Genomic DNA, 26,533 nt, shown 5'->3' on the forward strand with positions numbered 1-26,533 from the left:
CTGAGGGATTATTTCTTCGCAGCTTCTGCGGCAGTTTTCACCCAGCCGTCGAAGGTGGCCTGATGCGCCTTGATCCAGCCATCAACGTGGCTCTGAATATCGGCTTCGGACGCCTGACCTTCATGCATCCGCAGGTTTTGCGCATTCACGTCGGCAATCGGCAGCTTCATGATGGCAAACAGCTTGGCAGCCGCTGGGTTGGCTTGCGCCCATTGCTTGTTAGCCGCAATACGCATGGTATTCACTGGGAAACCATAGTTGGCGCCGTTCGGCAGCTTGGTATCCATATCTTTCATCTCGCCCGGCATGGCAGAGAACGGCACCTGCAACCAAACGACGTCGCGGCCCGGCACCAGCACGTCACTGACCCAGTACGGCGTCCAGGTGTAGTACAGCACCGGCTTGCCTTCTTTGTAGCGGGTAATGGTATCGGCAATCATCGCCGCGTAGTTGCCCTGGTTGTGTTCGACGGTTTTACCCAGGCCGTAGGCTTCGATGTGATGGTTAATGGCCGCCTCGCAGCCCCAGCCCGGCGTACAGCCGGTCAGATCGGCCTTGCCGTCGCCATTGGTATCAAACAGCTTGGCGATCTTCGGATCTTTCAACTGCTCAACGTTGGTGATGTGGTATTTATCGGCGGTTTTCTTGTCGATCAGATAACCCTGCGCGGCACCGTTGACGTACACCCCTTCACGGTAGAACTTGGCGTCGCCGCCCGCGGCCTTGTACTGATCGGCATGCAGCGGATCCCAGTTTACCGCCAGGAAGGTTGCATCGCCGGAAGCGATTGAGGTGTAGGCAACGTTATAATCCACTTCACGGGTGTCTTTAACGTCATAGCCCAGCTTTTCCAGTGCCTTGCTGACCAGCAGCGTCTGGAAGGTCTCTTCCGAGATGGTGCTTTGCACCGGCTGGACGGTGATGCCCTTGCCGGGCAAATCGGCGGCGGAAACCGCCTGTGAGCTAATCAGTGTAGTGAGGGCAACCGCCCAGATTCCTGTAGTGCGCATAGTGAAATACCTTTTTATGTTATGAAGCCGGGATTTCCGGCACGTCGGGATTATTTCGCTGCCGCAGCAGCCGTGTTGACCCAGCCGTCAAAAGTGGCCTGATGGGCTTTAATCCAGCCGTCTACGTGGCGTTGTATGTCGTCGGCGTTGTTCTCGCCCTTGTGCATGCGCAGGTTCTGCGCGTTCACGTCCGCCAGTGGCAGTTTCATGATGGCGAACAGTTTGGCGGCTGCCGGGTTGGCTTCGGCCCATTGCTTGTTGGCGACGATGTGTTCGTTATTGACGGCAAAACCGTAATTCTTGCCGTTCGGCAACGCGGTATCCTTGTCTTTCAACGAGCCGGGGCTGGCGGAGAAGGGCACGGTCAGCCAAACCACATCGCGACCCGGCACCAGTTCATCGCTGACCCAGTAGGGGGTCCAGGTGAAGTACAGCACCGGTTTGCCCTGTTTGTAGCGGGTCAGGGTGTCGGCGATGATGGCGGAGTAATTGCCCTGGTTTTGAGTGACGGTGTTGCTCAGACCATAGGCCTTGATGTGCGTATTAATGACGTTGCCGCACACCCAGCCCGGTTCGCAGCCGGCCAGATCGGCCTTGCCGTCACCGTCGGCGTCGAACAGCTTCGCCAGCTTGGGATCTTTCAACTGGGAAATATCGCTGATGTGGTATTGATCGGCGGTTTTCTTGTCGATCAGATACCCCTGCGCCGCATTGGTGATGTAGGCACCCTGGCGATAGAACTTCTTGTCGCCGCCGGCGCTTTGGTACATGTCGGTTTGCAACGGATCCCAGTTCACCGCCATGTAGGTGGCATCGCCGGAAGCGATAGAGGTGTAGGCAATGTTGTATTCCACCTCGTCGGTGGGCTGGACGTCATAGCCCAGCTTGACCAGGGCACGGTTGACCAGTTCGGTCTGGAAGCTTTCTTCGGCGAGGGTGCTTTGCAACGGTTTCACCGTGACGCCTTTGCCGGGTAATTCGACGGCGAACGCCTGTGTGCTTAGCAATGAAGTCAGGGCAAGAGCCCAAATTCCTGTCGAGCGCATAGTGGTTCCTTCGATTTTATAGGTGCTGTCGGTGCCCCCGACGTTTGGCCGGGGGCAGGGCGATTAAGGCTTTTTGATGAAGGGCCGGGTTAGCAGTCCGATCGGGCCGTGAGCGTACCAGCGGCCCATGCCTTTGCTGCGGCGATCGCGCCCCAGCGACTGGGTGAGGCGGTCGAGAATAATCGCCAGGATCACGATACCCACCCCGCCGACGGCGGCCAGCCCCATATCGAGGCGACCGATGCCGCGCAGTACCATCTGCCCCAGACCGCCAACGGCGATCATCGAGGCGATAACCACCATCGACAGCGCCAGCATCAGCGTTTGGTTTACACCGGCCATGATGGTCGGCATCGCCAGTGGCAATTGCACTTTGAACAGCAACTGACGCGGGCTGGCGCCAAAGGATTCGGCGGCTTCGATCAGATCTTCCGGCACCTGTTTAATGCCCAGAATGGTCAGTCGCACGATCGGTGGCAGCGCAAAGATGATGGTCACCACCACCCCCGGCACGTTACCGATACCGAACAGCATGACGATCGGCACCAGATAGACGAAGGCCGGTGTGGTCTGCATGGCGTCGAGCAGTGGCCGGATAACCTTGCCGGCGTGCTTGCTGCGCGCCAACCAGATGCCGAGCGGCAAACCGATGACGATACAGAAGAACAGGGCGGTCAGCACCAGTGCCAGGGTCACCATGGCCTGCGACCAGGCGCCAATCGCGCCGATGGCAATCAGCGAGACCAGCGTGGCGGCCCCCATGCCAAGGCTTGAGAGCTGCCAGGCAATCAGCGAGAACAGCAAAATGGCGATCGGCGCCGGCATGCCGAGCAGCAGTTGCTGGAAGCCGCTGAGGATAAAGTCGACCGGCACGCGGATGCCCTGAAACAGCGGGCGAAAGTGCAGCACCAGCCAGTCGATACCGTGGGTGACCCAAGAGTCAAACGGCACCCAGGTCTTGTGGAACGGATCCAGCAGGCTGAAATGTTCTTGCTGGGCCGGTGCGCTGTTAAGCCAGTCGGCTCCCTGAGCGGCCTGATTAGCCGCGTCATGGGTTTCCGGTGGCGGTGCGCTTGACCAGGCATCACCGGCGGGTGGCGCCGAGGTTGCAGCGTCAGTCGCCGGTGCGGCGCTGGGGTCGGCAGGCGCAGTCGCCCATGGATCCTGTGTAGTGTCACTCATTCGCTGGGCCCTCTTTATCTAAGGCCTGCAGCAGCATGGCCTTGGAAATAATTCCGATATAGTTATTTTCTTCGCAGACCACGGGGACCGCACAAGGCGCCAGGGCGACCAGGGAAATCAGTTCGCTCAGCGGCATGTCGGCCGGGACCGGGGCGGGGGCTTCCAACAGGGCATCATCCAACGTCAGGTTGGCCGCCAGCGCCTGCTTGAGTGAATCTACCGACACCACGCCGATAAATTTCTTTCCGCGTTCAATAACATAACCATAATCGCGGTCTTCATCGCGCAGCAGCTGTAACGCCGAACGCGGACCAAAACCGGGGGTTTTACGAATCAGTGCGACAGGACGACGCTGGGCGATATCCTTGGCGCTGAAAACGTGGCTGATATCCACGCCACGGAAGAAGGTACGGACATAATCGTTGGCCGGATTATTTAATATTTCCTCCGGGGTACCGACCTGAATCACCTCTCCGCCTTGCATAATGGCAATACGATCGCCAATACGCATCGCTTCATCCAAATCGTGAGAAATAAAGACGATGGTGCGCTGATGCTGGGCCTGTAATTTGACCAGCTCATCTTGCATCTCGGTACGTATTAATGGATCGAGCGCCGAGAAGGCTTCATCCATCAATAATATATCCGGATTGTTCGCCATGGCACGGGCTAATCCCACGCGCTGGCGCATCCCGCCGGAAAGTTCATCGGGATAGGAGTGGGCATAATTCTCCAGCCCAACCTGACGCAGGGCCTCCAGGGCTTTTTCCTGGCGTTCCTGCGGCGGAATACCGGCTAATTCCATACCGAATGCGGTGTTATTCAATACATTCATATGCGGCATTAATGCGAATGATTGGAACACCATGCTGATCTTATTACGGCGTACGGTGCGCAGTGCGTTGTCGGATATTTTCGATATATCCTCACCATCAATCAGCACCTGTCCGCGAGTGGGTTCTATCAGACGATTGAGAAGGCGTACCAGGGTGGATTTTCCGGAACCGGAAAGCCCCATGATGACAAATATCTCGCCTTCTTCAATGGCCAGAGAGGCGTCTTTTACGCCCAACGATAATCCGGTTTTTTCAAGCAACTGGTCTTTTGTCAGACCTTTCTCAATCAGTTTGAAAGCGCGATCCGGATGCTCGCCAAATATCTTATACAGGTTCTTTACTTCGAGTTTAATTGCCATGCAATTTGCTGTTTCCTCTGATGAATTATCAAACGATAAAAAATGTCCCAATAGAAAATAATAGTCACCTATACCCTAACACAGTGAATATCTGAGACAACCCTCAATGTCCGATGAATGGGATATTAGCGATTTACATCAAGTTTTCGATTAGTTATGGTAATGAGGTGAGTGCTCAATTATCCGTGCCTGATATTTCCTATAACCTTCTGGTTTTCGGTAAGAATAATCCTGATGCATTAGCGCTATTATTTGCCCGTCAAGCCTTCATTTCAGACAATAAAAAACCCGACCAAAGGCCGGGTAAAAGTCATCAGTATTTCATCAGTTTTCAACGACAGGTGCCGATATCGAGGGGATATCGCCGAAGTTATATTACCCCTCCAATATGACAGCCAGATGGCAGCTCAAGCCTTGCTATACAGGCGACGCGGATGGCCTATATTGCCGTACATCATCTCAACGCGCACAAACTGGGTAGAGACGCAATATTCCAGATAACGTCGGGCGGTGGTTTTACTGATACCGACCTGTTCGACCACGTCTTCCACCGCATGCGCCACCTCTGGATGCTGGATAAACAGCGCCTGCACCAGTTCCAGCGTGTTGGTTTCAATGCCCTTGGCACTGGGTTCGCTGGAGAACTGTTTGGATTGCAGGTTATACAGCGCGTCGACATTGCTCTGGTCGATCACTTTGAAGGTGCGTTGGGTTTGCACAAACTGCATAAAGCGCTCCAGTGAGTTGCGCAGGCGTTTGTAGGATACCGGTTTGATGATGTAATCGAAGGCGCCGTTACGGATAGCCTGACTGCAGGTATTCATGTCGCTGGCGGCGGTAATGAAGATGACCGAACAGCCGGGGTTTTTCACCGTGGCTTCTTCCATCAGCTCAATCCCCTGACCATCCGGCAGAAAGTTATCCAGCAGGATCAGCCGCGGCTGGTGGGCTTTGACTTTGGCTTTGGCCTCGGCCAGCGTGGCGGCATAGCCCACCACCCGCAGAGCAAAGTTCTGCTCAATGAATTCCGCGTGCAGCGTCGCCAACTGTGGCTCATCTTCCACGATCAAAACGTCCAGTGCTTCTGGTTGCATCATTCGGGTGCTCAAGATTGTTTAGGGATAAACAAAGAAAAAATAGCGCCGTGCGGATCGTTGTCCGACACTTCTATACTGCCGTGCGCTTGTGCTACATGGCTGGCAACCAGATGCAGACCAATACCGTGATCCCCCTTGTCATCTTTGGTGGTGACGCCTTGTTCGAACAGCGTATCTCGCACCTCAGGGGCAATACCGGTACCGCGATCGGCCACTTCAATCACCAGTTCATTGCTGCTGTCGCTGATATAAAGCTCTACCGCTTCATAGGGCACACCGTAACGCAGCGTAGCGTCTACCGCATTATCCAGCAAATTGCCGATGATCGACATCAATTCGGTTTCATTCAATGCCGCCGGGATCTGCCGTAGTTGGCAGGCGGGATCGAAACGCAGCTCCACGCCTTTTTCCTTCGCACTGGAATACTTGCCCAACAGCAGGCCGCACAACGCCGCCGAACTGAAGCGCTGCGAGATAAAGTCGAGGAGCTCCTGCGCGCCTTCCGATTGCGCTTCCACATAGCGGATCGCCTCGTCGTAACGTTGCATATGCAACAGCCCGGCGAGGGTGGCGGTCCAGTTTAGCTGCTCGTGGCGCATGATGCGCAGGTTGTCGGCATAGCGCTTGACCTGGCTAAGCTGGCTGCTCAGGGTATTGATGTCGTTCTTGTCGCGGAAGCTGATCACCCAACCCTGCAGTTCTTCTTCCTGCATGATGCGCACCCGGCTGGCGATGACCCGCACATGGTTGAAGCGGCAGACCTCGTCGTGGGTGTCATGCCCTAACTGTGAAGCGCCGAAGAAGTCCGGCTGGGATTGGATCACCTCGCCGATTGCACGGCCCATCAGGGCCCCGGCAGGTTGGCGCAGATCCAGCAGTTCGCGGGCGGCATGGTTAATGGTGATGATCCGCAGTTGCGGATCGACGGCAATCACCCCTTCATAGATCGCTTCCAGCAAGGCTTTCTGCTGACGTACCAGCAGGGCGATTTCTTTGGGTTCCAGCCAGAACATTTGGCGTTTTAAGTTTTTCGACAACAGCCACGAAAATACGAACAGCGCAATTAATAACAGCACTATCGACCCCAGGATCTGCGTCAGGGTTCTGGAATTCAAATTGTCGATATGTGATTTAAGATAACCGACCGAAACAATACCGATGACGTGATTATTTTCGTCAAAAATCGGCGCTTTGCTGCGTAATGAAATACCGATGCCGCCTTTGCGGATGGAAATAATGCTTTTCCCTTCCAGAACTTCTTTATTATCACCACCGACCATCGGCGTACCGATACGATTGGCGTATTCAGAATGATAAAGATGCCGGGTCTGTTTATCGCCGATCACGATATAGCTGGCATCGCTGCTGGCGCGTATTTTTTTCATCAAGGCGGCAATTTCAACCGGGTCTTTTTTTTCCACCGCGGTGATCAGCGAAGGGATCAGGGCAATCTCGCGCGCCTGCACCTGTGCTCGCGCACCGAGGTCCCGGTGCAGCTGGGCATCGAGCTGGTAGTAGGTGTAAGCGCCAATAAACGTCAACAGCAGGCAAGAGAAGGCGACCAGGCACAGGAATAGTTTGATTTGAAATGAAAGTTTTATGCGCATAGCCGGGGTTCGTCCTGATAAATCCTGAACGCTTACCCTACCATGAGTGGCAGTTAATGTAATATTGCGCCGGATCAACTTGTGATCGCAGCCACGGGATTACTCTTGTCGGGTCGGATAAGCCATCGGCTGCAATAAAACTGATAAGCTTTAAAGTAAAAATAACCTTAACACCATTAAAACCACGATCAATTTTACATAATCTTAATTAACACCATAGAAACCATAACCACCATTAAAAACCCTTTTTAATTTTGAACAAAATCACAGCAGATAATCCGTGCGTTTCTCTATGATGGCAGAACAAACTAATAAGAGGCCAGATTATGAGCACAACAGATGATTCTTTCCTCGTCGCCAAAGACAAAACCGCTGAAATACCGTTGCGGGAAAAATGGTGGCACATACTGGACAATTACAAAGTAGGAATTATTCCGTTGCCGTTCTTTGTTCTGGCCGGCGTACTTATTTTATTGGATTGCCTGGAAGGGAAATTACCGAGCGACATCGTGGTGATGGTCGCCACATTGGCCTTCTTTGGTTTTGCCTGCGGCGAGTTTGGCAAACGCCTGCCGCTGATCGGCAAAATGGGGGCTGCGGCCATCTGCGCCACCTTTATTCCTTCCGCGTTGGTGCATTACGGCCTGCTGCCGGACGTGGTGGTGGAGTCGACCACCAAGTTCTATAAATCGACCAATATTCTGTATCTCTACATCTGCTGCATTATCGTCGGCAGCATTATGAGCATGAACCGTCAGGTGCTGATCCAGGGCTTCCTGCGCATCTTCGCGCCAATGCTGTGCGGTGAGATTGTCGGCATGCTGGTCGGGATGGCGGTGGGCATGGCTCTGGGGCTGGAGCCGTTCCAAATCTTCTTCTTCCTGATCTTGCCGATCATGGCCGGTGGCGTCGGTGAGGGCGCTATTCCGCTGTCGATGGGCTACGCGGCCATCCTGCATATGGAACAGGGCGTGGCGTTGGGCCGTATTCTGCCTATCGTGATGCTGGGCAGCCTGACCGCCATTGTCCTCGCCGGCTTGCTCAATCAGCTTGGGAAACGTTACCCGCACCTGACCGGCGAAGGCAGCCTGATGCCGAGCAAGCAGGGCGAAAGCGAGATGAGCGCGGTGGATAAAATCAGCGGTAAGGTGGACGTCAGCACCATTGCCTGCGGCGCGCTGTTGGCCATCCTGCTGTACATGGTGGGGATGTTGCTGCACCGCATGATTGGTCTGCCTGCTCCCGTTGGCATGCTGTTCGCCGCTGTGGCGGTGAAATTGGCACACGGCGTCTCCCCACGCATTCAGGAAGGCTCGCAGGTGGTGTATAAGTTTTTCCGCACGGCGGTAACCTACCCGATTCTGTTTGCCGTCGGCGTAGCCATCACCCCGTGGCAGGAGCTGGTTAATGCCTTCACCGTCCAGAACCTGGTGGTGATTGTCAGCACCGTGTGTGCGTTGGTGGCGACCGGCTTCTTCGTCGGCAAGAAAATCGGCATGCATCCGATCGACGTGGCTATTGTTTCCTGCTGCCAGAGTGGGCAGGGCGGTACCGGTGATGTTGCCATCCTCACCGCCGGTAACCGTATGTCACTGATGCCTTTTGCCCAGATCGCTACCCGTATTGGCGGCGCAATCAACGTCTCGCTTTCCCTGCTGGTACTGGCCAAATTCTTCGTATAACCCAAAACCCCTTGGTTTCTTTGCCTTTCCCCGCCCCCGCGGGGATTTTTTTTGCTCATTTTCCCCCGCCTGCAGGCGTCATTTCCACTTTGGGTTAATACTTGGTGCTGCCAAATGACAACAAGGAATCGCTATGTTCTGGAAACGCTACCTGCTGGGGGCGGCGCTGGCCGTCATGTCGCTGCAAGCCCTGGCCGCTGCGCCTCAGGTGAAAACCCCCGCACCGGGTTTTTATCGCATCATGCTGGGCAGTTATGAAATCACCGCCTTGTCCGATGGCGTGCTCCCTTTACCGGTAGACAAACTGCTGCTAAACAGTTCGCCAAAACAGATTGAAACTGCGCTGGCCGAGCACCATCAGGGCCTGCCGGTCGTCACCTCGTTCAATGCCTATCTGTTCAATACCGGCAGCAAGTTAATTCTGATTGATACCGGGGCAGGCTCGCTGCTGGGGGACGGGTTGGGAAAACTGGCCGTCAATCTGAAGGCGGCCGGTTATCAGCCGCAGCAGGTGGATGAAATTTACCTGACGCACATGCATCCGGATCATCTCGGCGGCCTGGCGCCAAATGGCCAGGCCGCGTTCCCAAATGCAGTGGTGCGCGTCGGCCAGCAGGATGCCGATTTTTGGCTTAGCGAAAGCCGCTTGAAACAGGCCGAGCCGAAGGACAAGGCGTCGTTCGAGAATGTTATTGCCGCGATCAAACCTTATCAGGCCGCCGGGCATTTTAAGCCGTTCAGCAAGGACGGTGAGCTGTCGCCGGGGATCAGCGCGTTTGCTGCTCATGGGCATACGCCAGGCCACAGTGTTTATCTGGTGGAAAGCCAGGGCAAAAAATTGCTGCTGATTGGCGATCTGATCCACGTGGCAGCAGTGCAGTTCGCCCACCCGCGCGTCGCGATAAGTTTTGACAGTGATGCCAAGGCAGCGGTAGCCCAACGCCTGCGGATATTCAGCGACAGTGCTCAACGCAGTGTGCTGGTGGGGGGAGCACATTTGTCCTTCCCCGGATTGGGTTATCTGAATAAGCAGGGGGAAGGATACGACTGGGTGCCGCTGGAATATGGCGCCATGTAAAGCGTTCTGAACCACCACTTTTTATCGGTTACGGGCGGCAAAGACTTTGCTGAACCAGTCGATGAAGACCCGAACCCGCGGTGAGAGTTGGCGGTTGCGCGGGTACAGCAGTGAAACCGGCATCGGGGTGGAAGGGGATTGCGGCAGCAGGGGCAGCAAACTGCCGTTGGCCAGGCTGTCGCGCAGGTGATAACGCGGTACCTGAATGATCCCCAGGCCCCTCTGTGCCGCGGCGACCAGGCTTTCCGCCGCGCTGACGGACACCGTGCACGGCAGTGTCACCTGCTGCACCTGGCCCGCGACGTTAAACTCCAGCGGCATCAGGGTACCGCTGGCCGAAGAGCGAAAACCTACCATTCGGTGCCCCTCAAGTTCGCTGATGGAAAGCGGCGTACCAAAGCGTTGCAGATAGTCCGGCGCCGCGCAGGTCACTTCTTCCAACTCGCCTAACCGACGCGCCACCATGTCGCTGTCTTTCAGTTTGCCGACGCGTACCACGCAGTCGATACCTTCCCGCACCGGATCGACCAGCCGGTCGCCTTCGCTCATGAAAAATGCGATCTCCGGATATTGCGCCAAAAAATCGGGGAGATCCGGCAGCAAAAAGTGGCGTGCCAGTGTGCCGTGTACGTCGATGCGCAGCAGTCCGCGCGGCTTGGCACCGGCAAATGCCATCTCGGCATCTTCTATATCCGCCAGAATGGTCAGGCAGCGTTGATAGTAAGCTTCGCCATCCAGCGTTGGGCTGACGTGGCGGGTGGTGCGTTGCAACAACCGTACCTGTAGCCGGGCTTCCAGTTGCTTGATGGCATCGGTCACCGTCGATCGCGGCAAGCCCAGATCCTGTGCGGCCTGAGTAAAGCTGCGCTGTTCCACCACACGGGTGAACAGGCGCATGGCGTCAATTCTGTCCATGCTGATTATTCGCTAAATTCGGATAGTGATAACGAAGATTAGGGGATTATTCGCCGATGTGAAAGGGGCATGATGTTCTTACGCCAGCGAGTCCGTTGGCGCATACCCGACGAGGATCGACAACATGAACACCACGACTCAGCAAGTTGCCATTGTCACCGGCGCATCACGCGGTATCGGCGCGGCCATTGCCGAACGCCTGGCCGCCGACGGTTTTACCGTGATCGTCAACTATTCAGGCAATCAGGCATTGGCCGATGAGCTGGTACGCAAAATTGAACACAATGGCGGCCGGGCATTGAGTGCCAAAGCGGATGTCAGCAACGCCGTCGCCGTCGCCCAATTGTTTGATCGCGCCGAGCAGGCTTTCGGCGGCGTGGATATTTTGGTGAATAACGCCGGGGTGATTGCCCTGGCTCCGGTCGCAGAAATGAGCGATGCCGATGTTGATCGGCTGATCGACATCAACCTGAAAGGCACCTTCAACACCCTGCGAGAAGCGGCGAAACGTCTGCGCGACAATGGCCGTATCATCAACTTTTCGTCCAGTGTGGTCGGGTTGTTGCAGCCGAGCTACGGCATGTACGCCGCCAGCAAGGCTGCAGTAGAAGCGCTGACCAGCGTGTTGGCGAAAGAGCTGCGCGGTCGCAATATCACCGTCAATGCCATCGCGCCGGGGCCGACCGCCACCGGATTGTTCCTGGACGGCAAAACCCCGGAACTGATCGACCGTCTGGCGAAAATGGCGCCGCTGGAGCGTCTGGGCCAGCCGCAGGATATCGCCGCAGCGGTATCATTCCTGGCCGGTGCCGACGGTGCCTGGATCAATGGCCAAATCTTGCGTGCTAACGGTGGCATTATCTGATGCTGGCGGGCGGTTTTTTCGCGACAGGATCGGGTATCCTGTCGCGAGAAATTCACCGCGAGGAAGTGCCTTATGGCAGGCCGCAGTAGAAGAAGAAAAACCGGCAGTCAGATTGACGACGGCGTTCGCTCGCCCTGCAATAACCTTTGCCAGATCGACAGCGAAAAATCCTGGTGCCGGGGCTGCTGGCGCACGTTGGATGAAATTGCCGCCTGGTCGAGCGCCGATGATGAAGAAAAACACGCTATTTGGCAGCGCATCCGGCAGCGCTCCGGGAATATCTAAAGGGTAGGGGCGCTGCATGCTGCGCCCGTTCACCGGTTATCGTTATAGGGCGAAGTTATTGCCCCTGCGGCAACCCTCAGAAATCCCAGTCGTCATCCTCGGTATTGACCGCTTTACCTATCACGTAAGACGAGCCTGAGCCGGAGAAGAAGTCGTGGTTCTCGTCGGCATTTGGCGACAGCGCTGACAGAATGGCCGGATTGACCTGCGCCATCGACGGTGGGAACAGCGCTTCGTAACCCAGATTCATCAACGCCTTGTTAGCGTTATAGTGAAGGAAGGTTTTCACGTCCTCGGTCCAGCCCACGCCGTCGTACAGCTCTTCGGTGTAACGCACCTCGTTATCGTACAAATCCTGCATCAGATCGAAGGCGAAGTTTTTCACCTGTTGGCGGCGTGCCGCATCGACCTTTTCCAACCCTTTTTGGAATTTGTAGCCAATGTAATAACCATGTACCGCTTCGTCGCGGATGATCAGCCGGATCAGATCGGCGGTATTGGTCAGCTTGGCACGGCTCGACCAGTACATCGGCAGATAAAAGCCCGAATAGAACAGGAACGACTCGAGGAAGACGCTGGCGACCTTCTTCATCAGCGGATCGTCGCCGCGGTAGTAGGCCAGAATGATGCTGGCTTTTTTCTGCAACGCACGATTCTCCTCGCTCCAGCGGTAGGCGTCGTCGACGTCCGGCGTCTGGCACAGCGTAGAAAAAATCGAGCTGTAGGAGCGGGCGTGCACCGCCTCCATAAAGCTGATGTTGGAGTACACCGCCTCCTCATGCGGCGTAATCGCATCTTCGATCAGCGCCGGCGCGCCCAGGGTATTTTGAATGGTGTCCAGCAGCGTCAGGCCGGTGAATACCCGGATGGTCAACTGCTGTTCCTTCGGTGTCAGCGTTGCCCACGACGGAATGTCATTTGACAGCGGCACTTTCTCCGGCAGCCAGAAGTTGGAGGTCAGGCGGTTCCACACCTCCAGATCCTTGTCGTCTTCGATGATGTTCCAGTTGATGGCACGCACCAACCGCGCCGGTTTAATCGTATTCATAAGTTGCCTCACAGTGCGCAGGACACGCAGCCCTGCACCTCGGTGCCTTCCAACGCCATCTGGCGCAGGCGGATGTAATAGATGGTTTTGATGCCTTTACGCCAGGCGTAGATCTGCGCGCGGTTGATGTCGCGGGTACTGGCGGTATCGCGGAAGAACAGCGTCAGCGACAGCCCCTGATCTACGTGCTGACTGGCGGCGGCATAGGTATCGATAATCTTTTCCGGGCCGATGTCGTAGGCATCCTGGTAATACTCCAGATTGTCGTTGGTCATAAAGGGCGCCGGGTAATACACGCGACCAATTTTTCCCTCTTTGCGGATCTCGATGCGCGACACGATCGGATGAATGCTGGAGGTCGAATTATTGATGTAAGAGATGGAGCCGGTCGGCGGTACCGCCTGCAGATTCTGGTTATACAACCCGTGCATCATCACCGACTGGCGCAGTGCCAGCCATTCTTCACGGCCGGGGATGGCGATATTGGCGTCGGCAAACAGCGCACGCACTCGCTCGGTTTGCGGCAGCCATTCCTGCTCGGTGTATTTGCTGAAATACTCGCCGGAGGCGTAGGTCGAATCCTCAAAGCCGCCGAACGCGCTGCCACGTTCAATTGCCAACCGGTTAGAGGCGCGAATGGCATGGTAAGCGACGGTATAGAAGTAGAGGTTGGTGAAGTCGATGCCTTCTTCTGAGCCGTAGAAGATGCGTTCGCGGGCCAGGTAGCCGTGCAGGTTCATCTGGCCGAGGCCGATGGCATGCGAACTGCGGTTGCCTTCGGCGATCGAGGGTACCGAGCGAATGTCGCTCATGTCCGCCACCGCCGTCAGTGCACGGATCGCGGTGTCGACGGCTTTGCCGAAGTCGGGGGCATCCATGGTTTTGGCGATGTTCAGCGAGCCGAGATTACAGGAAATATCCTTGCCCACCTGGTCATAGCTCAGATCATCGTGATAGCTACTGGCGCGGTTAACCTGCAAAATCTCCGAGCACAGGTTGCTCATGTTGATGCGCCCGGCGATCGGGTTTTCACGATTGACCGTATCTTCAAACATCATGTACGGATAACCGGATTCAAACTGGATCTCCGCCAGTACCTGGAAGAATTCACGCGCATTGATACGCGATTTGCGGATGCGTTTGTCATCCACCATTTCGCGGTATTTCTCGCTGACGCTGATTTCCGAGAACGGCACGCCATACACCTGCTCGACGTCATACGGCGAAAACAGGTACATCTCTTCGTTATTCTTCGCCAGCTCGAAAGTGATATCCGGGATCACCACCCCCAGCGACAGCGTTTTGATACGAATTTTCTCGTCGGCGTTTTCGCGTTTGGTGTCGAGGAAACGCAGAATGTCCGGATGGTGGGCATTGAGATACACCGCGCCGGCACCCTGACGCGCGCCCAACTGGTTGGCGTAAGAGAAGGCATCCTCAAGCATTTTCATGATTGGGATCACGCCGGAGGACTGGTTTTCAATGCGCTTGATCGGGGCGCCGACCTCACGGATATTGGTCAGTAGAAATGCCACGCCACCGCCGCGTTTCGACAGTTGCAACGCCGAGTTCACCGCCCGACCGATCGACTCCATATTGTCTTCGATGCGCAACAGAAAACAGGACACCAGTTCGCCGCGCTGCTGCTTGCCGCAGTTGAGGAAGGTCGGCGTCGCCGGCTGGAAGCGGCCGGAAATCATCTCCTCCACCAGATCCTGCGCCAGTGCGGTATCCCCCGCCGCCAGCGTCAGCGCCACCATGCACACCCGATCTTCGTAGCGTTCCAGGTAGCGCTTGCCGTCAAAGGTTTTCAGCGTGTAGCTGGTGTAATACTTAAAGGCACCGAGGAAGGTCTCGAAGCGGAATTTTTTCGCATAGGCCTGCTGGAACAGCTGTTTGATAAAGGTGAAGTCGTACTGCGCCAACACGCTCTGCTCGTAATAACCTTCTTCCACCAGATAACGCAGTTTCTCTTCCAGGTTGTGGAAGAACACGGTGTTTTGATTCACGTGCTGCAGGAAGTAGTGCCGCGCCGCCAGCCGATCCTTATCGAACTGGATACGACCTTCGGCATCATAAAGATTGAGCATCGCGTTGAGCGAATGGTAATCCAGCGCGCTTGCGGCGGGCCTGTTCAGTTCTGTCGTTGCCAAAATGCGGTTACTCCCTGTCGAACGTTTGCAACGTCTTGTGTGGTGCCGAGCAGCTCAAAGCGGTAAAGAAAAGGCACCTGACATTTTTTGGCGATGATGTCGCCGGCAATGCCGTACGCTGCGCCGAAATTGGTATTCCCGGCGGCGATAACGCCACGCAGGAAAGCGCGATTCTGTGGATCGTTGAGAAAGCGGATCACCTGGATCGGCACGGCTCCTGTGGCACTGCCACCGCCATAGCTGGGCACGATCAAAATATAGGGTTGGTCCATCAGCAGCTTGCTGCGGGCGCCGGCGATCGGTATGCGTATCGCCGGCAATCCCAGTTTTTCAACGAACCTGTGGGTGTTCTCCGAACTGCTGGAGAAATAGACCAGCGGGTTCATGGGCAGCCTCAGGATGCTAAGGCGTGGACCAGCGCGCCAATTTTGTCCGGCCGGAAACCGGACCAGTGATCTTCACCGGCGATAATTACCGGTACCTGCTGATAGCCAAGGGATTTCACATGGTTCAGCGCCTGCTGATCCTGGGTGAGGTCGATCACCTGATAACCAATCCCTTGTTTATCGAATGCGCGATAGGTGGCGTTGCACTGGACACAGTCCGGTTTACTGTAAATAATAATGCTCATGATTCGCATTTACCTTTTAGGCCGAAGGAAAGGCGGACAGGTCAGATAACGGAGCATTGAACGGCGTTTCTGACGGCGTTATCAACCGCTGCATGTTCCCTGCGGTTGATGAGTTAAATACTATATGTAGATATTTAATTTATCAACCACGCTATATATGGTGTTTTGGTGGGTTTTGCGTTGAGGCCGCATCAGGGCTGGAACCGTGCAGGGAAAAATTTTTTTGTCGGGGGATCGGCGGGAAACCCCTCTCGTGCTGAGAGGGGAAAAGTGCGGTTTGATCATTGACGCATGCTGACAGCCAGACGATTAAAGGCGTTCATAATGCTGATGGCGAAGGTTAAATCGGCAATTTCCGCATCGCTGAAGTGCGCCTGCAGTGATTCAAACGCACTGTCCGGTGCGCCGGTGGCGGCGATCAGAGTGACGGAATCCGCCCACTCCAGCGCCGCACGCTCGCGGTCGCTGAACTCATGGCTCACGCGCCAGCCTGCAAGCTGGTCCAGTTTGGCGTTGTCGACACCGCTTTCGCGCAGCGCTTTGCCGTGCATGTCCAGGCAGTAGGCGCAGCCGTTAATCTGCGAGACACGCATAAACATCAGCTCAATCGTCGCCTTGTCCAGCGCACCTTTCTCCAGTGCCATCAGGGCGTTCACCATGCCTTTGTAAGGGGCAGGAGAGAGTTCGGAATATTTCAAACGTGGCTTAATCATGGTCAACCTCAGTTAGCGAATAGCAAAATCATGACGCTACTTTAGCGGTGGTATGGACTATGCTATAGGGCCATAAAATGATTATTTAACCGGGCCATAATGCGCTATATCCATCAGACTATGCATAAGTGTGCGCAACGTTGCTTAAGTGAGCGCCCCCTCTCCCAAGGGAGAGGGGGCTATTTCGCCTTAATTTGCAGCATTAAGACGTGATGCGTCAGTTTCTTCCCTCCCTGCGGCTGGACAGCCGGCTGGCCGATCCCTTGTACCGGCAGATTTATCTGCGGATTAAAGATGCCATTGCCCAGGGGACCCTGCAGGCGGGCAGCAGACTGCCTTCGGTGCGTGGGCTGGCGAGCGATCTGGGCGTTGCGCGTGCCACGGTGGAAAACGCTTACGGCCAACTGATCGCCGAAGGTTTTTTGCAGAGCCGGGGACAGGCAGGCACTTATGTTTCGCCGCAGTTGCAGAACCTGCCGGTGCGCAAGCTGTTAGCGGCGGAGGCGATGCCGACCGTGACGGCGGATCCGCTGCACCCGAGCGGGGCAACTCAGCCATTCCAACTTGGGCTACCGGCGCTGGATGCGTTTCCGCGTGCGTTATGGCAACGGATTGTCGGACGTCAATTGCGCACCGGCCCGCTGTCGGCGATGGCGCATCCATCAACCCAGGGATTACCTGAGCTGCGCGCGGCCATCGTAAATTATTTGCAGCTTTCGCGCGGCATCCGTTGTCGACCGGAACAGGTTTTTATTTGCGCCGGGTATCAGGCATTGCTGGATCTGGTGGTGGGCACCTTGCTTAAAGCGGATGACGAAGTGTGGCTGGAGGATCCGGGCTACCCGGTGACGCTGCCGGTGTTTCGCGCCGCCGGCATGCGGCCGGTGGCGGTGCCGGTTGACCAGCAGGGCATGAATATTGCTCTTGGCCTGGCCACTGCACCCCAGGCGCGCATGGCGGTGCTGACGCCGACCCACCAAAGTCCGCTGGGCGTCTCACTGAGCCTGGCACGGCGTATGGCCTTGCTGGAGTGGGCACAACGGCAAGCCGCCTGGATCCTGGAGGACGATTACGACAGCGAGGTTCGCTATCACGGCCGACCGCTGCCGCCGCTGAAAAGCCTCGATCGGCAAGGGCGGGTGCTGTATGCCGGAACCTTCAGCAAAGCCCTGTTTCCGGCCCTGCGCATGGCCTATTTGGTGGTCCCGAACGGGCTGGTGGAGGCCTTTGGGCACGGCAGCCGGCTACGCGGTTGCGGCTGCCCGCCGCTGCTGCAGGCCAGCGTGGCGGACTTTATCAATCAGGGGCATTTTTATCGTCATCTCAAGCGAATGCGGCCCCTTTATCGCCAACGGCGCGAGTGGCTGGCGCAGGCGCTGGAACACCAACTGGGTGAATATCTGACGGTGGCCTCGCAGGCCGGTGGCATTCAGTTGTTGGCTCGGCTGACGGACAATGGGCAGGATCGGCGCTTATCGGAAGAAGCCTGGCAACGTGGGTTGTCAATACAGGCGCTTTCGGCATGGGCTATAGCAAACCCGGCGGGGGAAGGATTATTAATGGGATTTGCCAACTTCACCCAGCAGAGTGCGGCAGAGCAGGCGGTAGCCAGATTAGCCGAGTTATTCAAAGGTACAAATTAAACGGCCCACGGTTTCCCGTGGGCCAGACGCGCATCTGTTTTATCTTTATGACTGCAAGGGGTGTTAACGCCGGGCCAGCAGAACGCCGAGGACGATGCCAACCGCGGCCCCGATCCCTACGCCCTGCCAAGGTTTGTCGCGCACGTAACTGTCGGCTTGTTCGACGGCATCGCGGGCGTGCTGTGTCAGATTATTGGAACCATTGAAGCGCGCACGGGCATCGCGTAATACGCCTTTAGCCTTGCTGTGCAGCTCTTTCAGTTCCTCTTTGGTCTTGTCACCGGATGCGCGTAGCACCTCATCTAAGGTATCAGCCAAAAGAGTGACGTCCTGATCGATGTCGCGTTCAACTTTTTCTGATTTCTTAAACATTCGACTCTCCGTTTCGACACATGTCTATTAAGTGTAGACCATTTTTGAAAATGTGCCGCTGATCACGGTAAAATACATATCCGGTCATCTTCGCCACAAGGCTCAGTGACGTTGTACATTTGGTTACTCGGCGAAACCAATCACTCACGGAAGCGCCTCATCGATTCCTCTAGTATCTGCTTCAACGGCCCAACGGGGCTTACTGAAAAAACACTCTGAGGAATTAAAGATGAAAAAAGTATTAGCCCTGATCGTTGCTGCCACCATGGGTCTGTCTTCTGTGGCTTTCGCTGCCGACACCGCTGCAACCGCTCCGGCCACTGCTGCTCCGGCTGCAACCACCACCACTAGCGCTGCACCAGCGGCTGCTGAGAAGGCTCCGGCTAAAGCGACTCACCATAAGAAAGCGCACAAGAAAGCGACCAAGAAAGCCCCAGCTCAGAAAGCCCAGGCGGCTAAAAAGCACCACAAAGCGACCAAGAAAGCCCCAGCCCAGAAAGCTCAGGCTGCTAAAAAGCACCAAAAAGTAAGCAAAAAAGCGCCAGTGCAGAAAGCCCAGGCTGCTAAAAAGCACCACAAAAAAGCGCCAGTACAGAAAGCTCAGGCCGCTAAAAAACACCACAAAGCTACCAAAAAAGCAGCAACTCCAGCCGCTAAATAAGTGAAGTCTGCGGATACCGCAGCATCCAGACGCTGTATAAACACCCGGTTTTGCCGGGTGTTTTCTTTTGAGGACCAGCCCATGATGATCAATCGTTATTTATTCGAAGTGATTTTCAGCACCGTCACCCTGTGCGGGTTGATCGTGGCCTGGGAACTGTTCCTGGCCGACGGTTTTCTCTGATTATTGCGTGATAGGGGTTTCATGCAGGTGCCGCCACCCCAGCCCGGTTGGGGTTTGCTCAAATACCACGGTGGAGTTGCGCAGCGTTGCCGCCTGACCTGGCAGCCTTTGTTTTTCGCGATAGCTGACCACCGCCCCTGTTGGCCATTCGGCCACTAACGTCATCTCTTCTATGCTGATTGCCAGCCCTGGTTTGGCAGCCCGGTGTGCGCGGAAAAACGCGCTCAGTGCGGCGAAATCCAGCCGACTTCCGTTCAGCGCGATCATGCTGAATGCCGGATCAAAACGTGCCAGTAACGCCTGTTCTTCCCCAGCCCCTTTTTCCAGCCAGTTTTCAATGGCGACGTGAGCGTCGAGCACTTCGGTAAAATATTGGTTCATTGGGAGTCCTGTTGAGTATTGAGACGGCGCACAATGGCGCGGTTAGCGATGCGCAAGCACAGCAGCAGGGGGAGCAGCGTGCTGGCGGCGGCCAGATAAAAACAGATTTTGTAGGCAACCGTGGGGGTAAAATGCTCCAGCAGCAGGTTTAACAGCAGGCTGAGCAGGGCGACACCCAGGCAAAAACTGAGCTGCCGATTGATATTCCATAGCGCACTGGCGTCCGCCAACTGCTCATCGGCAATTTGCAAAAAGGCGCTGCTCTGCGCGGTGCTGCTGCACAGGCTGCCGCCAAACCCCATCAGGGCAAAGGCCATGACCTGCAACCCATAATCCCCAGCGTGCGCAACCTGTGACAGCGCCAAAATGCCCAGTCCCTGTAACAGGCAACCGAGGATGAACAGCGGTCGCGGGCCAAGGCGATTAAATTTCCTGCCGGTCAGCGTAATGGCCAGAAACGAGGCCAGCGACCAGGGCAGCATCAGGCTGCCGACCTGCGCGGCGCGCATGCCCAGCTGATTTTGCAAATACAGCATGGCCACCAGGCTGACGCCGATAAACAGGCCGGGAATACACTGATAAATCATCATCGAAGTGCGCAGCAGCGGATCCTGCATCAAGCGCAGGTTCAGCAGAGGGTGGGCGATGCGCAGACTACGGCGCAGGAAATAGGCCAGCGTTAATCCCCCGGCGGCCAGCAGCAGAGCGCCTGCCGGCAGACCTCCCTTTTCACCCAGTTGGGTGAGGCCCAGCAAGATCAACGTCAGGGCGGTGCAGGCGCTGAGCAACCCTTTGACCTCAAGGGGCCGGCGTTGCGGATCGCCTGCCTGAGGGCGCAGCCAAAATGCGGCCAACAACAGTGCCAATGCGGCCAGTGGCAGATTGGCGAAGAACACCCAGCGCCAGTCGAGCCGGTCGACAATGAACCCGCCCAGTGCCGGTGACAGCGCCGGGGCCAGCAGGCCGACCAGCATAATGGCGGCGGAAAGCCCGGCGCGTTCGTGGCTGCGATACAATTGATAGGTCAGCGTTTGACCGATAGGGATCAGCAACCCGCCGCCCATACCCTGCAGCACTCGCCAGCCAATCAACTCACCGATGGAATCGGCATAACCCGCCGCTGCCGTCGCCAGCATAAACAAGGTCAACGACAGCAAAAACACCCGCCGCCCGCCAATGCGCTGTGCTAACCAGGCGCTGAGCGGGATCACCAGCGTCAGGCCGAGAATATAACCGTTGCTGACCCAGGCCAGTTCACCGACTGAAGCCTGCAACGCATGGCCGATCGACGGGTAAGCGACGTTGGCGATAAACATGTTGATCAGATCGACAAAAAATCCGAGCAGGTAGACGATTGCGACTTTGATGCGATAGGGCATGGTGCCTCCGGTTGAAGGCCAGCAGTGTAACGGGCGGGAAAGTGCGGATAAATCGGCTGCGAGCGATTACACTGTCAAAATTATTTTGACAATAAAGGGTGGTAACATGCTTAACCTGCAGCGTTTGGCTATCTTCGTGGCGGTGGTGGACGCCGGCAGTTTCACCGCCGCCGCAGTGGCCTTGGGGCAAACCAAGGCGGTAGTCAGTTTCAATGTCAAACAGTTGGAGAGCGAACTGGGGGTCTCGTTGCTGGTGCGCAGTACCCGGCGGCTGGCGCTGACCGATGCCGGCGAACGTTTCTATCAGCGTTGTCTGCGGCTGTTGCAGGATGCGGAAAACGTATTGGATGACGTGCGCCGCGATCACCATGGCTTGAGCGGTGTATTACGCATCACCACGACACCGGAATACGGCGCTCAGGTCGTGGTACCGGCGCTGGCGGCCTTTTCTCAGTTGCATCCACGTTTGCGCATTCAACACGTTTCCTCTTCTTATCATGCCGATTTGATTTCAGAGCGTTTCGACGTCGCCATTCGGCTGGGCCAATTGGCCGACTCCAGCCTTCGGGCGGCGCGGCTCGACAGCTTTGCCATTGTGCCGGTCGCCTCGCCGGCCTATCTGGATCGTCATCCTGTCGAGTCGCTGACGCAGCTGGCACAGGCGCAGTGGATCGCCCACAGTCGCCTCAGTTCACCGTTGAGTTGGCAGGTGATTACCCCGGAACGGCAGGCGGTGCTGTTCAAGGTCGAGGATGCCGCCACGCTGATGGGCGACAGCGCTGCGGCGCTGCTGGCGTTTGCCCTGCACGGTGCCGGGGTAGCGCTGTTGCCCGAATGGCTGGTACGGCCCGCCATCGCCGAAGGCAAGCTGTGCTCGCTGCTGGCGGACCACCAATTTCCTGCGCAAAGCATTTACGCGCTGTATCCGAACACCCGCCACGTGCCGGAAAAGGTGCGGGCGTTTATTGATTTCCTGCGGGCGCGGGTAGCCATGGGCGGATAAATTTCATGATGGCGGCCAGCGTTTGCCGGTGCAGGGTTTCACGTTGTTCGCGGGAAGATGCGCACAGGACTTCCCCGTCCTCTTCTTCGCTCGCCAGTATTTGCCTTCCTTTGGGCTGACAAACCGGCAAGAAATCGAAATGATTGCCGCTGGATAGCTTCAGCGCCTGGATAGGCTGTTGTCCGCTATACGCGGCCAGTGCTGCACCGCCAAGTCCGGGCTCCTGACCGTCGGGTAAAAAGTGCTGCGGCTCGACGATTAGCAACGGGGCGCTGAGCCGGCGCAGGCTGCCCGGTAGCAGGTAGGGCACCATGCCGGGATCGAGAGCGATCGCAAAGCGAATACGCGGGTCGGTGTAGTCGGCGTCAAACTGCTTGGCGGGAAGTTGCGTCAGCGCGACGTTGGCGTGCGTGTAAAACTGGCAGTTGGGCGACTGCGGAGCCTGCCGGCAGCCGGCGATAAAGTCGCTCAGCCGGACTCTGCCGCCGATAGCCGCGATGCTGCTGTAGCCGCCTTTAGAGTGGCCGATCACGCCAATCGCCTGAGGGTTAATCACCGGTGACCAGCGAGGATCGGCGGTAATGGCGCTAATCAAGGCGGATATATCGCCGGTTTGTAACCATAGCTCGGCAGAGAGCGCCGGGACTGAGTTACCGGTGGTGCTGCCGGGGTGGTTGGCTGCCACCACGATGGCGCCTTGTTGGGCCAGTGCTGTCGCCAGCCAACCCTGGCTGGCGTTATTGCCACCGCTGCCGTGGCTGATCACGATCAGAGGAAAATGCCCGTTGGCCACCGGCGCATCAGGCCGGCTTAGGATACCGGTAAAGACCGGATTCGCACCGATGAGCTGCGGCTCACCCGCCCCGGTGGTGGGGTAGTAAATTCGGCTGACTAACGAACGCGAACCGGCCTGAAAGGTTTCTTCGCCGGTGGCCACCTGATAGGGGGAGGCGCTCGCTGCGCCACATAACAGCATCAACAAAAACCACGCACTTTTCATTTTCATTCCTCAAAGTATCAAGGCTGAGAGGGTGGCATGGTGGGGGGCAATTCGGCGACCTCGATCGCGATCCGGGTCGTTAAAGGATTGTTTTAACAGTACACTGTCGGTTCCGTGTGCAGACAACAAGATGCCGACGATGCCGCTTATCCCCCTTACTTTTTTGTTTGGCCTGCTGTGTTTGGGCCTGCTGTTTCGCCTGGGCCGACCACGAGCGCGCTACTGGATCTTTCAACTATTGCTGTTGCTGTGCGCCTGGCAGAGCCTGCTGGTGGGTATCCGTTATGGCTATGGCATAACGCAATTGAATGGGGTGCAACCGTTCGGTGCGATGGCGATCCCCTCACTGGCCTATCTGGCATTTTTGGTGAGCACTCAGGGCCGTTTGCGGTGCCGCGAGTTATGGCATCTGACGCCGTTGGGTCTGACGCTGTTGGCGAGCCTGGTCGCACCATTTTGGCTGGATACGTTGGTGGTGTGCGCTTATCTGGGCTATGGCGGCGCTCTGCTGTATGCGTTGCGGCATGGTGAAAACGGCTTGCCGCAGGTGGCGCTGGCGGAAACTTGGCTGAGCTACCGATTGTGGCAGGGGTTGGGGAGTTTGCTGATCATGGTGGCAATAGCCGAAGGGGTAATTGCGCTCGATTTTTCCCTGTTTGGCGGGCGGCACGTCGGTTGGCTGGCGACGGTCGACAACCTGTTGGTGGCGCTGAGCCTGTGTCTGGTGCTGTCACGCAGCCGGCCCGCGGACCGTCCGGTCGAGCTGATAGCGGAACCGACAGACAGCCCGATTGAAGATGAAGCGCCGTTGGCAGACTGGTTTGCACGGGTGGAGCAACGGTTGCAGCAGGATGATTTCTATCTGGAACCTGAGCTGAATCTGGCCCGACTGGCACGCAAAGTCGGCTTGCCGACGCGTCGGGTTTCACAGGCGATCAACCGCCACACGGGCATGAATGTGTCGCAATATGTAAATCAACTGCGAATTCGCCAGGCGGCACAGTGGCTGCTCACCGGTGACGAGCCGGTGACCGAGATCATGCAAAGGGCCGGATTTACCACCAAATCGAACTTTAACCGCGAGTTTCTACGCATCCAGGGCGTGAGCCCAAGCGAGTGGCGCAGACAACAAAAGCGCCTTTAAATAATAATTCGTTATAACTCGCAGATTTATGATCGGATCCTGGCGGGGTATGCTGAGTGTTGTTGTTTACCCCGTTTAATGCGAGCCACTTTCGATGACCGCAATCAGTTCTAAAGAAAACACCTTCCAACTTAACCGGCGGATCCTGTCCGTGGTGATGTTCACCTTTGTTTGTTACCTGACCATCGGCTTACCGTTGGCGGTGCTGCCGGGTTTTGTGCATAACGATTTGGGCTATAACTCGGTGCTGGCCGGTTTGATTATCAGCGCCCAGTATTTCGCCACGTTATTTAGCCGGCCGCATGCCGGTCGCTATGCCGATCAACTCGGACCGAAAAAGGTCGTGTTGTTCGGACTGGCCTGTTGCGGGGTGAGTGGCCTGTTTTACGCCTTGGCCTTTTGGTGCGAAGGCGTGCCGTTGCTGAGCCTGATCCTGCTGTGCGTCGGGCGGGTGTTTCTCGGCGTTGGCGAAAGTTTTGCCAGCACCGGCTCCACGCTGTGGGGCATTGGCCTGGTGGGGCCGTTGCACACCGCCCGGGTGATCTCGTGGAACGGGGTGGCGACTTACGGTGCGATGGCGGCCGGGGCACCGCTAGGCGTGTACCTCAATCAGCACTGGGGGCTGGCCGGTGTGGCGGCGCTGATCGTGCTGGCGGTGGCGCTCTCGCTGTGGTTGGCGAGCGGTAAACCCAATGTGTCGATTGCGGCAGGCAAGCGCATCGCCTTTAGCGCGGTGCTTGGGCGTATCTGGGCGTACGGCCTTGGGCTGGGGCTGGGCACCGTGGGCTTTGGCGTGATCGCCACTTTTATCACCCTCTACTATGCTGATAAGGGCTGGAGCGGGGCGGCATTTTCACTGACGCTGTTCAGCTGCGCTTTTGTTGGCATTCGCTTGATCTTCAGCCAGACCATTAATCGTCACGGTGGCTTAAAGGTGACGCTGGTTTCGTTCCTGATCGAAATTGTCGGGTTGCTGATGATTTGGCAGGCGGCAGATCCGCTGATGGTGCAGGCCGGGGCTCTGTTGGCCGGCGCCGGTTTCTCGCTGGTGTTCCCGGCGCTGGGTGTGGAAGCGGTGAAACAGGTGCCGCAGCAGAATCAAGGCACCGCACTGGGAACCTACTCGGCGTTTCTCGATCTGGCATTGGGGATCACCGGCCCCTTGGCCGGCCTGTTGATGAGCCACATGGGCGTGCCGTCGATCTATTTGGCGGCGGCGCTGATGGTGTTTTTGGGCGTGATGTTGACGCTGCGCTTACTGCTGCAAAACCGGCAAAATACCTAGTTAAGGAATATTCCTAAACCCACATCCATACCGAAAAATTTATTGTTTCATCTCATGATTACGGTAAGGTCGCTCAGCGGTCCAGAACGAGAGGAGGAATCGATGTATTTACGGCCGGATGAAGTGGCTAAAGTGTTGGAGAATACGGGGTTTGAGCGTGATTATGTCACCGATCAGGCCTATGGTTACCGCAAGGGTGAGCACTACGTGTATGTGAATCGTGAAGCGCGGATGGGCAGAACCGCGTTGGTGATCCACCCGGCGCTGAAAGAGAAAAGCGTGCATTTTGCTACGCCGACCTCGCCGGTACGCACCAGCGATCAGTATCTTGAGTTTCCCCTGGATTTAAGCAGCGATGCCCCGAGTGCACGTTACGGCATTCCCCACGGCTTCAGCTCGCGTGAGGCGCTTTCGCGCTATATCTACAGCATGTTTCTGTAATGCCTCCCCCGCCTGCGGGGGACACCTTCTTACCAGTTCGCGATCGCTTCCTGATTAAAACGCTCATTGTAAGCGCGGCGAAACTGCGCCAGTTCAAAAGCGTCAATATCCAGATCGGCAAAGTAAAACAGCGCGGCCTCGGTGTGTTCGGCATGCAGCTCCGGCGACAACCCGGCGCGCAGCAGCGTTTCACGCCACAGGGCGATCTGGTGATCGTCCGCCTGCTTGATAAAGGTCAGATAGATAAACAGCAAATAGGCCGCCTGGTGCATCTCTTCGGTGTAACCGTTGTTCAGCATGCGGATAAAGGTCTGGCTGTTGCGGCTGCCCATCTCCTGAATCATCGATTCAATCAGCATCGGTTTTACTTTCAGCAGGTGGGCCAGAGAGTCGATGGCTTTGCGGGTATCGGAAGTCAGAATGCGGTAACCAATAATAAATACAACGATCAGGGCAGCGATGATGATCCAGGTCATTTATGATTTATTACACTCTCGAACGCCAGTATTTGGCAGGAGGCGCTGCAAGTCAGCG

General features: G+C 56.5%; 27 protein-coding genes. 10 read left to right on the forward strand and 17 right to left on the reverse strand.

Annotated elements, in window-relative coordinates:
* Positions 1-8 precede the first annotated feature (8 nt).
* The 6 genes from proX (ACGS9J_RS14105) to ACGS9J_RS14130 all read right to left on the reverse strand — a co-directional run bounded on the left by proX (ACGS9J_RS14105) (position 9) and on the right by ACGS9J_RS14130 (position 7,137).
* Complete coding sequence (gene proX, locus ACGS9J_RS14105; protein ID WP_442231510.1) at positions 9-1,010, reverse strand: glycine betaine/L-proline ABC transporter substrate-binding protein ProX; 1,002 nt, start codon at positions 1,008-1,010, stop codon at positions 9-11.
* Positions 1,011-1,060: 50 nt separating this feature from the next.
* The gene (proX, locus tag ACGS9J_RS14110; protein WP_442231511.1) at positions 1,061-2,056 is read right to left on the reverse strand and encodes a glycine betaine/L-proline ABC transporter substrate-binding protein ProX; all 996 of its coding nucleotides are present in this window, start codon (positions 2,054-2,056) and stop codon (positions 1,061-1,063) included.
* Positions 2,057-2,119: 63 nt separating this feature from the next.
* Complete coding sequence (gene proW, locus ACGS9J_RS14115) at positions 2,120-3,238, reverse strand: glycine betaine/L-proline ABC transporter permease ProW (protein WP_442231512.1); 1,119 nt, start codon at positions 3,236-3,238, stop codon at positions 2,120-2,122.
* Positions 3,231-4,433 carry a glycine betaine/L-proline ABC transporter ATP-binding protein ProV gene (gene proV, locus ACGS9J_RS14120; protein WP_442231727.1) on the reverse strand — a complete coding sequence of 401 codons (1,203 nt, stop codon included), beginning with the start codon at positions 4,431-4,433 and terminating at the stop codon, positions 3,231-3,233. Before proV ends, proW begins: the two co-directional genes overlap by 8 nt.
* Positions 4,434-4,840: 407 nt before the next feature.
* The gene (locus tag ACGS9J_RS14125) at positions 4,841-5,527 is read right to left on the reverse strand and encodes a response regulator (RefSeq protein ID WP_442231728.1); all 687 of its coding nucleotides are present in this window, start codon (positions 5,525-5,527) and stop codon (positions 4,841-4,843) included.
* Between the two features lie 11 nt (positions 5,528-5,538).
* A complete protein-coding gene (locus tag ACGS9J_RS14130; protein WP_442231513.1) occupies positions 5,539-7,137 on the reverse strand; it encodes an ATP-binding protein in 1,599 nt (532 codons plus the stop codon).
* 326 nt (positions 7,138-7,463) lie between these two features.
* Between ACGS9J_RS14130 and ACGS9J_RS14135 the strand changes: the two genes are divergently transcribed.
* Together ACGS9J_RS14135 and ACGS9J_RS14140 are read left to right on the forward strand one after the other, a co-directional pair.
* Entirely contained in the window at positions 7,464-8,819 is a 1,356-nt protein-coding gene (locus tag ACGS9J_RS14135; protein WP_442231514.1) for a 2-hydroxycarboxylate transporter family protein, read from the forward strand.
* Positions 8,820-8,952: 133 nt separating this feature from the next.
* Positions 8,953-9,897 (forward strand): MBL fold metallo-hydrolase, encoded by a 945-nt coding sequence (locus tag ACGS9J_RS14140; protein WP_442231515.1) that lies wholly within the window; start codon positions 8,953-8,955, stop codon positions 9,895-9,897.
* Between the two features lie 21 nt (positions 9,898-9,918).
* On the opposite strand, the gene ACGS9J_RS14145 is transcribed toward ACGS9J_RS14140, so the two are convergent.
* Positions 9,919-10,812: a LysR family transcriptional regulator gene (locus tag ACGS9J_RS14145; protein ID WP_442231516.1), complete on the reverse strand. Its 894-nt coding sequence runs from the start codon at positions 10,810-10,812 to the stop codon at positions 9,919-9,921.
* A 124-nt stretch (positions 10,813-10,936) separates the two neighbouring features.
* On the opposite strand from ACGS9J_RS14145, the gene ACGS9J_RS14150 reads away from it, so the two are divergent.
* On the forward strand, positions 10,937-11,677 hold the full coding sequence (locus ACGS9J_RS14150) for an SDR family oxidoreductase (protein ID WP_442231517.1): 741 nt from the start codon (positions 10,937-10,939) through the stop codon (positions 11,675-11,677).
* Between the two features lie 72 nt (positions 11,678-11,749).
* Positions 11,750-11,962, forward strand: a complete 213-nt coding sequence (locus tag ACGS9J_RS14155) for a DUF1289 domain-containing protein (RefSeq protein WP_442231518.1) — start codon at positions 11,750-11,752, stop codon at positions 11,960-11,962.
* A 76-nt stretch (positions 11,963-12,038) separates the two neighbouring features.
* On the opposite strand, the gene nrdF is transcribed toward ACGS9J_RS14155, so the two are convergent.
* The 5 genes from nrdF to ACGS9J_RS14180 form a co-directional block, all read right to left on the reverse strand.
* Positions 12,039-13,010, reverse strand: a complete 972-nt coding sequence (gene nrdF, locus ACGS9J_RS14160) for a class 1b ribonucleoside-diphosphate reductase subunit beta (protein WP_442231519.1) — start codon at positions 13,008-13,010, stop codon at positions 12,039-12,041.
* 8 nt (positions 13,011-13,018) lie between these two features.
* Positions 13,019-15,163 (reverse strand): class 1b ribonucleoside-diphosphate reductase subunit alpha, encoded by a 2,145-nt coding sequence (gene nrdE / locus ACGS9J_RS14165; protein ID WP_442231520.1) that lies wholly within the window; start codon positions 15,161-15,163, stop codon positions 13,019-13,021.
* Entirely contained in the window at positions 15,145-15,549 is a 405-nt protein-coding gene (gene nrdI, locus ACGS9J_RS14170) for a class Ib ribonucleoside-diphosphate reductase assembly flavoprotein NrdI (RefSeq protein WP_442231521.1), read from the reverse strand. The genes nrdE and nrdI overlap by 19 nt, the downstream gene beginning before the upstream one ends.
* Positions 15,550-15,557: 8 nt before the next feature.
* Positions 15,558-15,794, reverse strand: a complete 237-nt coding sequence (gene nrdH, locus ACGS9J_RS14175) for a glutaredoxin-like protein NrdH (protein WP_442231522.1) — start codon at positions 15,792-15,794, stop codon at positions 15,558-15,560.
* 281 nt (positions 15,795-16,075) lie between these two features.
* Entirely contained in the window at positions 16,076-16,507 is a 432-nt protein-coding gene (locus tag ACGS9J_RS14180) for a carboxymuconolactone decarboxylase family protein (protein WP_442231523.1), read from the reverse strand.
* A gap of 209 nt (positions 16,508-16,716) precedes the next feature.
* Here ACGS9J_RS14180 and pdxR point away from each other — a divergent pair, with 209 nt between their 5' ends.
* Positions 16,717-18,150, forward strand: a complete 1,434-nt coding sequence (pdxR, locus tag ACGS9J_RS14185; protein ID WP_442231524.1) for a MocR-like pyridoxine biosynthesis transcription factor PdxR — start codon at positions 16,717-16,719, stop codon at positions 18,148-18,150.
* 63 nt (positions 18,151-18,213) lie between these two features.
* Here pdxR and ACGS9J_RS14190 read toward each other — a convergent pair whose 3' ends face one another.
* Positions 18,214-18,522: a DUF883 family protein gene (locus ACGS9J_RS14190; protein WP_044554512.1), complete on the reverse strand. Its 309-nt coding sequence runs from the start codon at positions 18,520-18,522 to the stop codon at positions 18,214-18,216.
* Between the two features lie 229 nt (positions 18,523-18,751).
* On the opposite strand from ACGS9J_RS14190, the gene asr reads away from it, so the two are divergent.
* The gene (asr, locus tag ACGS9J_RS14195; protein WP_442231525.1) at positions 18,752-19,183 is read left to right on the forward strand and encodes an acid resistance repetitive basic protein Asr; all 432 of its coding nucleotides are present in this window, start codon (positions 18,752-18,754) and stop codon (positions 19,181-19,183) included.
* A gap of 183 nt (positions 19,184-19,366) precedes the next feature.
* On the opposite strand, the gene ACGS9J_RS14200 is transcribed toward asr, so the two are convergent.
* Both ACGS9J_RS14200 and ACGS9J_RS14205 read right to left on the reverse strand, forming a co-directional pair.
* A complete protein-coding gene (locus ACGS9J_RS14200; protein ID WP_442231526.1) occupies positions 19,367-19,747 on the reverse strand; it encodes a DUF4440 domain-containing protein in 381 nt (126 codons plus the stop codon).
* A complete protein-coding gene (locus ACGS9J_RS14205) occupies positions 19,744-21,126 on the reverse strand; it encodes an MFS transporter (RefSeq protein WP_442231527.1) in 1,383 nt (460 codons plus the stop codon). The genes ACGS9J_RS14200 and ACGS9J_RS14205 overlap by 4 nt, the downstream gene beginning before the upstream one ends.
* Positions 21,127-21,232: 106 nt before the next feature.
* Between ACGS9J_RS14205 and ACGS9J_RS14210 the strand changes: the two genes are divergently transcribed.
* Positions 21,233-22,129, forward strand: a complete 897-nt coding sequence (locus tag ACGS9J_RS14210) for a LysR family transcriptional regulator (protein ID WP_442231528.1) — start codon at positions 21,233-21,235, stop codon at positions 22,127-22,129.
* Here ACGS9J_RS14210 and ACGS9J_RS14215 read toward each other — a convergent pair.
* The gene (locus ACGS9J_RS14215) at positions 22,089-23,129 is read right to left on the reverse strand and encodes an alpha/beta hydrolase family protein (protein ID WP_442231529.1); all 1,041 of its coding nucleotides are present in this window, start codon (positions 23,127-23,129) and stop codon (positions 22,089-22,091) included. The two genes, ACGS9J_RS14210 and ACGS9J_RS14215, sit on opposite strands and share 41 nt — an antisense overlap.
* A gap of 130 nt (positions 23,130-23,259) precedes the next feature.
* On the opposite strand from ACGS9J_RS14215, the gene ACGS9J_RS14220 reads away from it, so the two are divergent.
* The 3 genes from ACGS9J_RS14220 to ACGS9J_RS14230 all read left to right on the forward strand — a co-directional run bounded on the left by ACGS9J_RS14220 (position 23,260) and on the right by ACGS9J_RS14230 (position 25,999).
* Positions 23,260-24,273, forward strand: a complete 1,014-nt coding sequence (locus ACGS9J_RS14220; protein ID WP_442231530.1) for a helix-turn-helix domain-containing protein — start codon at positions 23,260-23,262, stop codon at positions 24,271-24,273.
* 94 nt (positions 24,274-24,367) lie between these two features.
* Complete coding sequence (locus ACGS9J_RS14225; RefSeq protein ID WP_442231531.1) at positions 24,368-25,558, forward strand: MFS transporter; 1,191 nt, start codon at positions 24,368-24,370, stop codon at positions 25,556-25,558.
* 102 nt (positions 25,559-25,660) lie between these two features.
* The gene (locus ACGS9J_RS14230) at positions 25,661-25,999 is read left to right on the forward strand and encodes a DUF2002 family protein (RefSeq protein ID WP_442231532.1); all 339 of its coding nucleotides are present in this window, start codon (positions 25,661-25,663) and stop codon (positions 25,997-25,999) included.
* 29 nt (positions 26,000-26,028) lie between these two features.
* On the opposite strand, the gene ACGS9J_RS14235 is transcribed toward ACGS9J_RS14230, so the two are convergent.
* Positions 26,029-26,475 (reverse strand): DUF1198 family protein, encoded by a 447-nt coding sequence (locus tag ACGS9J_RS14235; RefSeq protein WP_020828288.1) that lies wholly within the window; start codon positions 26,473-26,475, stop codon positions 26,029-26,031.
* Positions 26,476-26,533: the final 58 nt, after the last annotated feature.

The organism is Serratia quinivorans (genome assembly GCF_052113645.1).
In the GTDB taxonomy this organism is placed as follows: Bacteria; Pseudomonadota; Gammaproteobacteria; order Enterobacterales; family Enterobacteriaceae; genus Serratia; species Serratia quinivorans_B.

Excerpts from the sequence above, each read along its gene's own strand:
- proX (WP_442231510.1), bottom strand. The coding sequence starts at position 1,010 with ATGCGCACTACAGGAATCTGGGCGGTTGCCCTCACTACACTGATTAGC.
- proX (WP_442231511.1), bottom strand. The coding sequence starts at position 2,056 with ATGCGCTCGACAGGAATTTGGGCTCTTGCCCTGACTTCATTGCTAAGC.
- proW (WP_442231512.1), bottom strand. The coding sequence starts at position 3,238 with ATGAGTGACACTACACAGGATCCATGGGCGACTGCGCCTGCCGACCCC.
- proV (WP_442231727.1), bottom strand. The coding sequence starts at position 4,433 with ATGGCAATTAAACTCGAAGTAAAGAACCTGTATAAGATATTTGGCGAG.
- ACGS9J_RS14125 (WP_442231728.1), bottom strand. The coding sequence starts at position 5,527 with ATGCAACCAGAAGCACTGGACGTTTTGATCGTGGAAGATGAGCCACAG.
- ACGS9J_RS14130 (WP_442231513.1), bottom strand. The coding sequence starts at position 7,137 with ATGCGCATAAAACTTTCATTTCAAATCAAACTATTCCTGTGCCTGGTC.
- ACGS9J_RS14135 (WP_442231514.1), top strand. The coding sequence starts at position 7,464 with ATGAGCACAACAGATGATTCTTTCCTCGTCGCCAAAGACAAAACCGCT.
- ACGS9J_RS14140 (WP_442231515.1), top strand. The coding sequence starts at position 8,953 with ATGTTCTGGAAACGCTACCTGCTGGGGGCGGCGCTGGCCGTCATGTCG.
- ACGS9J_RS14145 (WP_442231516.1), bottom strand. The coding sequence starts at position 10,812 with ATGGACAGAATTGACGCCATGCGCCTGTTCACCCGTGTGGTGGAACAG.
- ACGS9J_RS14150 (WP_442231517.1), top strand. The coding sequence starts at position 10,937 with ATGAACACCACGACTCAGCAAGTTGCCATTGTCACCGGCGCATCACGC.
- ACGS9J_RS14155 (WP_442231518.1), top strand. The coding sequence starts at position 11,750 with ATGGCAGGCCGCAGTAGAAGAAGAAAAACCGGCAGTCAGATTGACGAC.
- nrdF (WP_442231519.1), bottom strand. The coding sequence starts at position 13,010 with ATGAATACGATTAAACCGGCGCGGTTGGTGCGTGCCATCAACTGGAAC.
- nrdI (WP_442231521.1), bottom strand. The coding sequence starts at position 15,549 with ATGAACCCGCTGGTCTATTTCTCCAGCAGTTCGGAGAACACCCACAGG.
- nrdH (WP_442231522.1), bottom strand. The coding sequence starts at position 15,794 with ATGAGCATTATTATTTACAGTAAACCGGACTGTGTCCAGTGCAACGCC.
- ACGS9J_RS14180 (WP_442231523.1), bottom strand. The coding sequence starts at position 16,507 with ATGATTAAGCCACGTTTGAAATATTCCGAACTCTCTCCTGCCCCTTAC.
- ACGS9J_RS14190 (WP_044554512.1), bottom strand. The coding sequence starts at position 18,522 with ATGTTTAAGAAATCAGAAAAAGTTGAACGCGACATCGATCAGGACGTC.
- asr (WP_442231525.1), top strand. The coding sequence starts at position 18,752 with ATGAAAAAAGTATTAGCCCTGATCGTTGCTGCCACCATGGGTCTGTCT.
- ACGS9J_RS14200 (WP_442231526.1), bottom strand. The coding sequence starts at position 19,747 with ATGAACCAATATTTTACCGAAGTGCTCGACGCTCACGTCGCCATTGAA.
- ACGS9J_RS14205 (WP_442231527.1), bottom strand. The coding sequence starts at position 21,126 with ATGCCCTATCGCATCAAAGTCGCAATCGTCTACCTGCTCGGATTTTTT.
- ACGS9J_RS14210 (WP_442231528.1), top strand. The coding sequence starts at position 21,233 with ATGCTTAACCTGCAGCGTTTGGCTATCTTCGTGGCGGTGGTGGACGCC.
- ACGS9J_RS14215 (WP_442231529.1), bottom strand. The coding sequence starts at position 23,129 with ATGAAAAGTGCGTGGTTTTTGTTGATGCTGTTATGTGGCGCAGCGAGC.
- ACGS9J_RS14220 (WP_442231530.1), top strand. The coding sequence starts at position 23,260 with ATGCCGACGATGCCGCTTATCCCCCTTACTTTTTTGTTTGGCCTGCTG.
- ACGS9J_RS14225 (WP_442231531.1), top strand. The coding sequence starts at position 24,368 with ATGACCGCAATCAGTTCTAAAGAAAACACCTTCCAACTTAACCGGCGG.
- ACGS9J_RS14230 (WP_442231532.1), top strand. The coding sequence starts at position 25,661 with ATGTATTTACGGCCGGATGAAGTGGCTAAAGTGTTGGAGAATACGGGG.
- ACGS9J_RS14235 (WP_020828288.1), bottom strand. The coding sequence starts at position 26,475 with ATGACCTGGATCATCATCGCTGCCCTGATCGTTGTATTTATTATTGGT.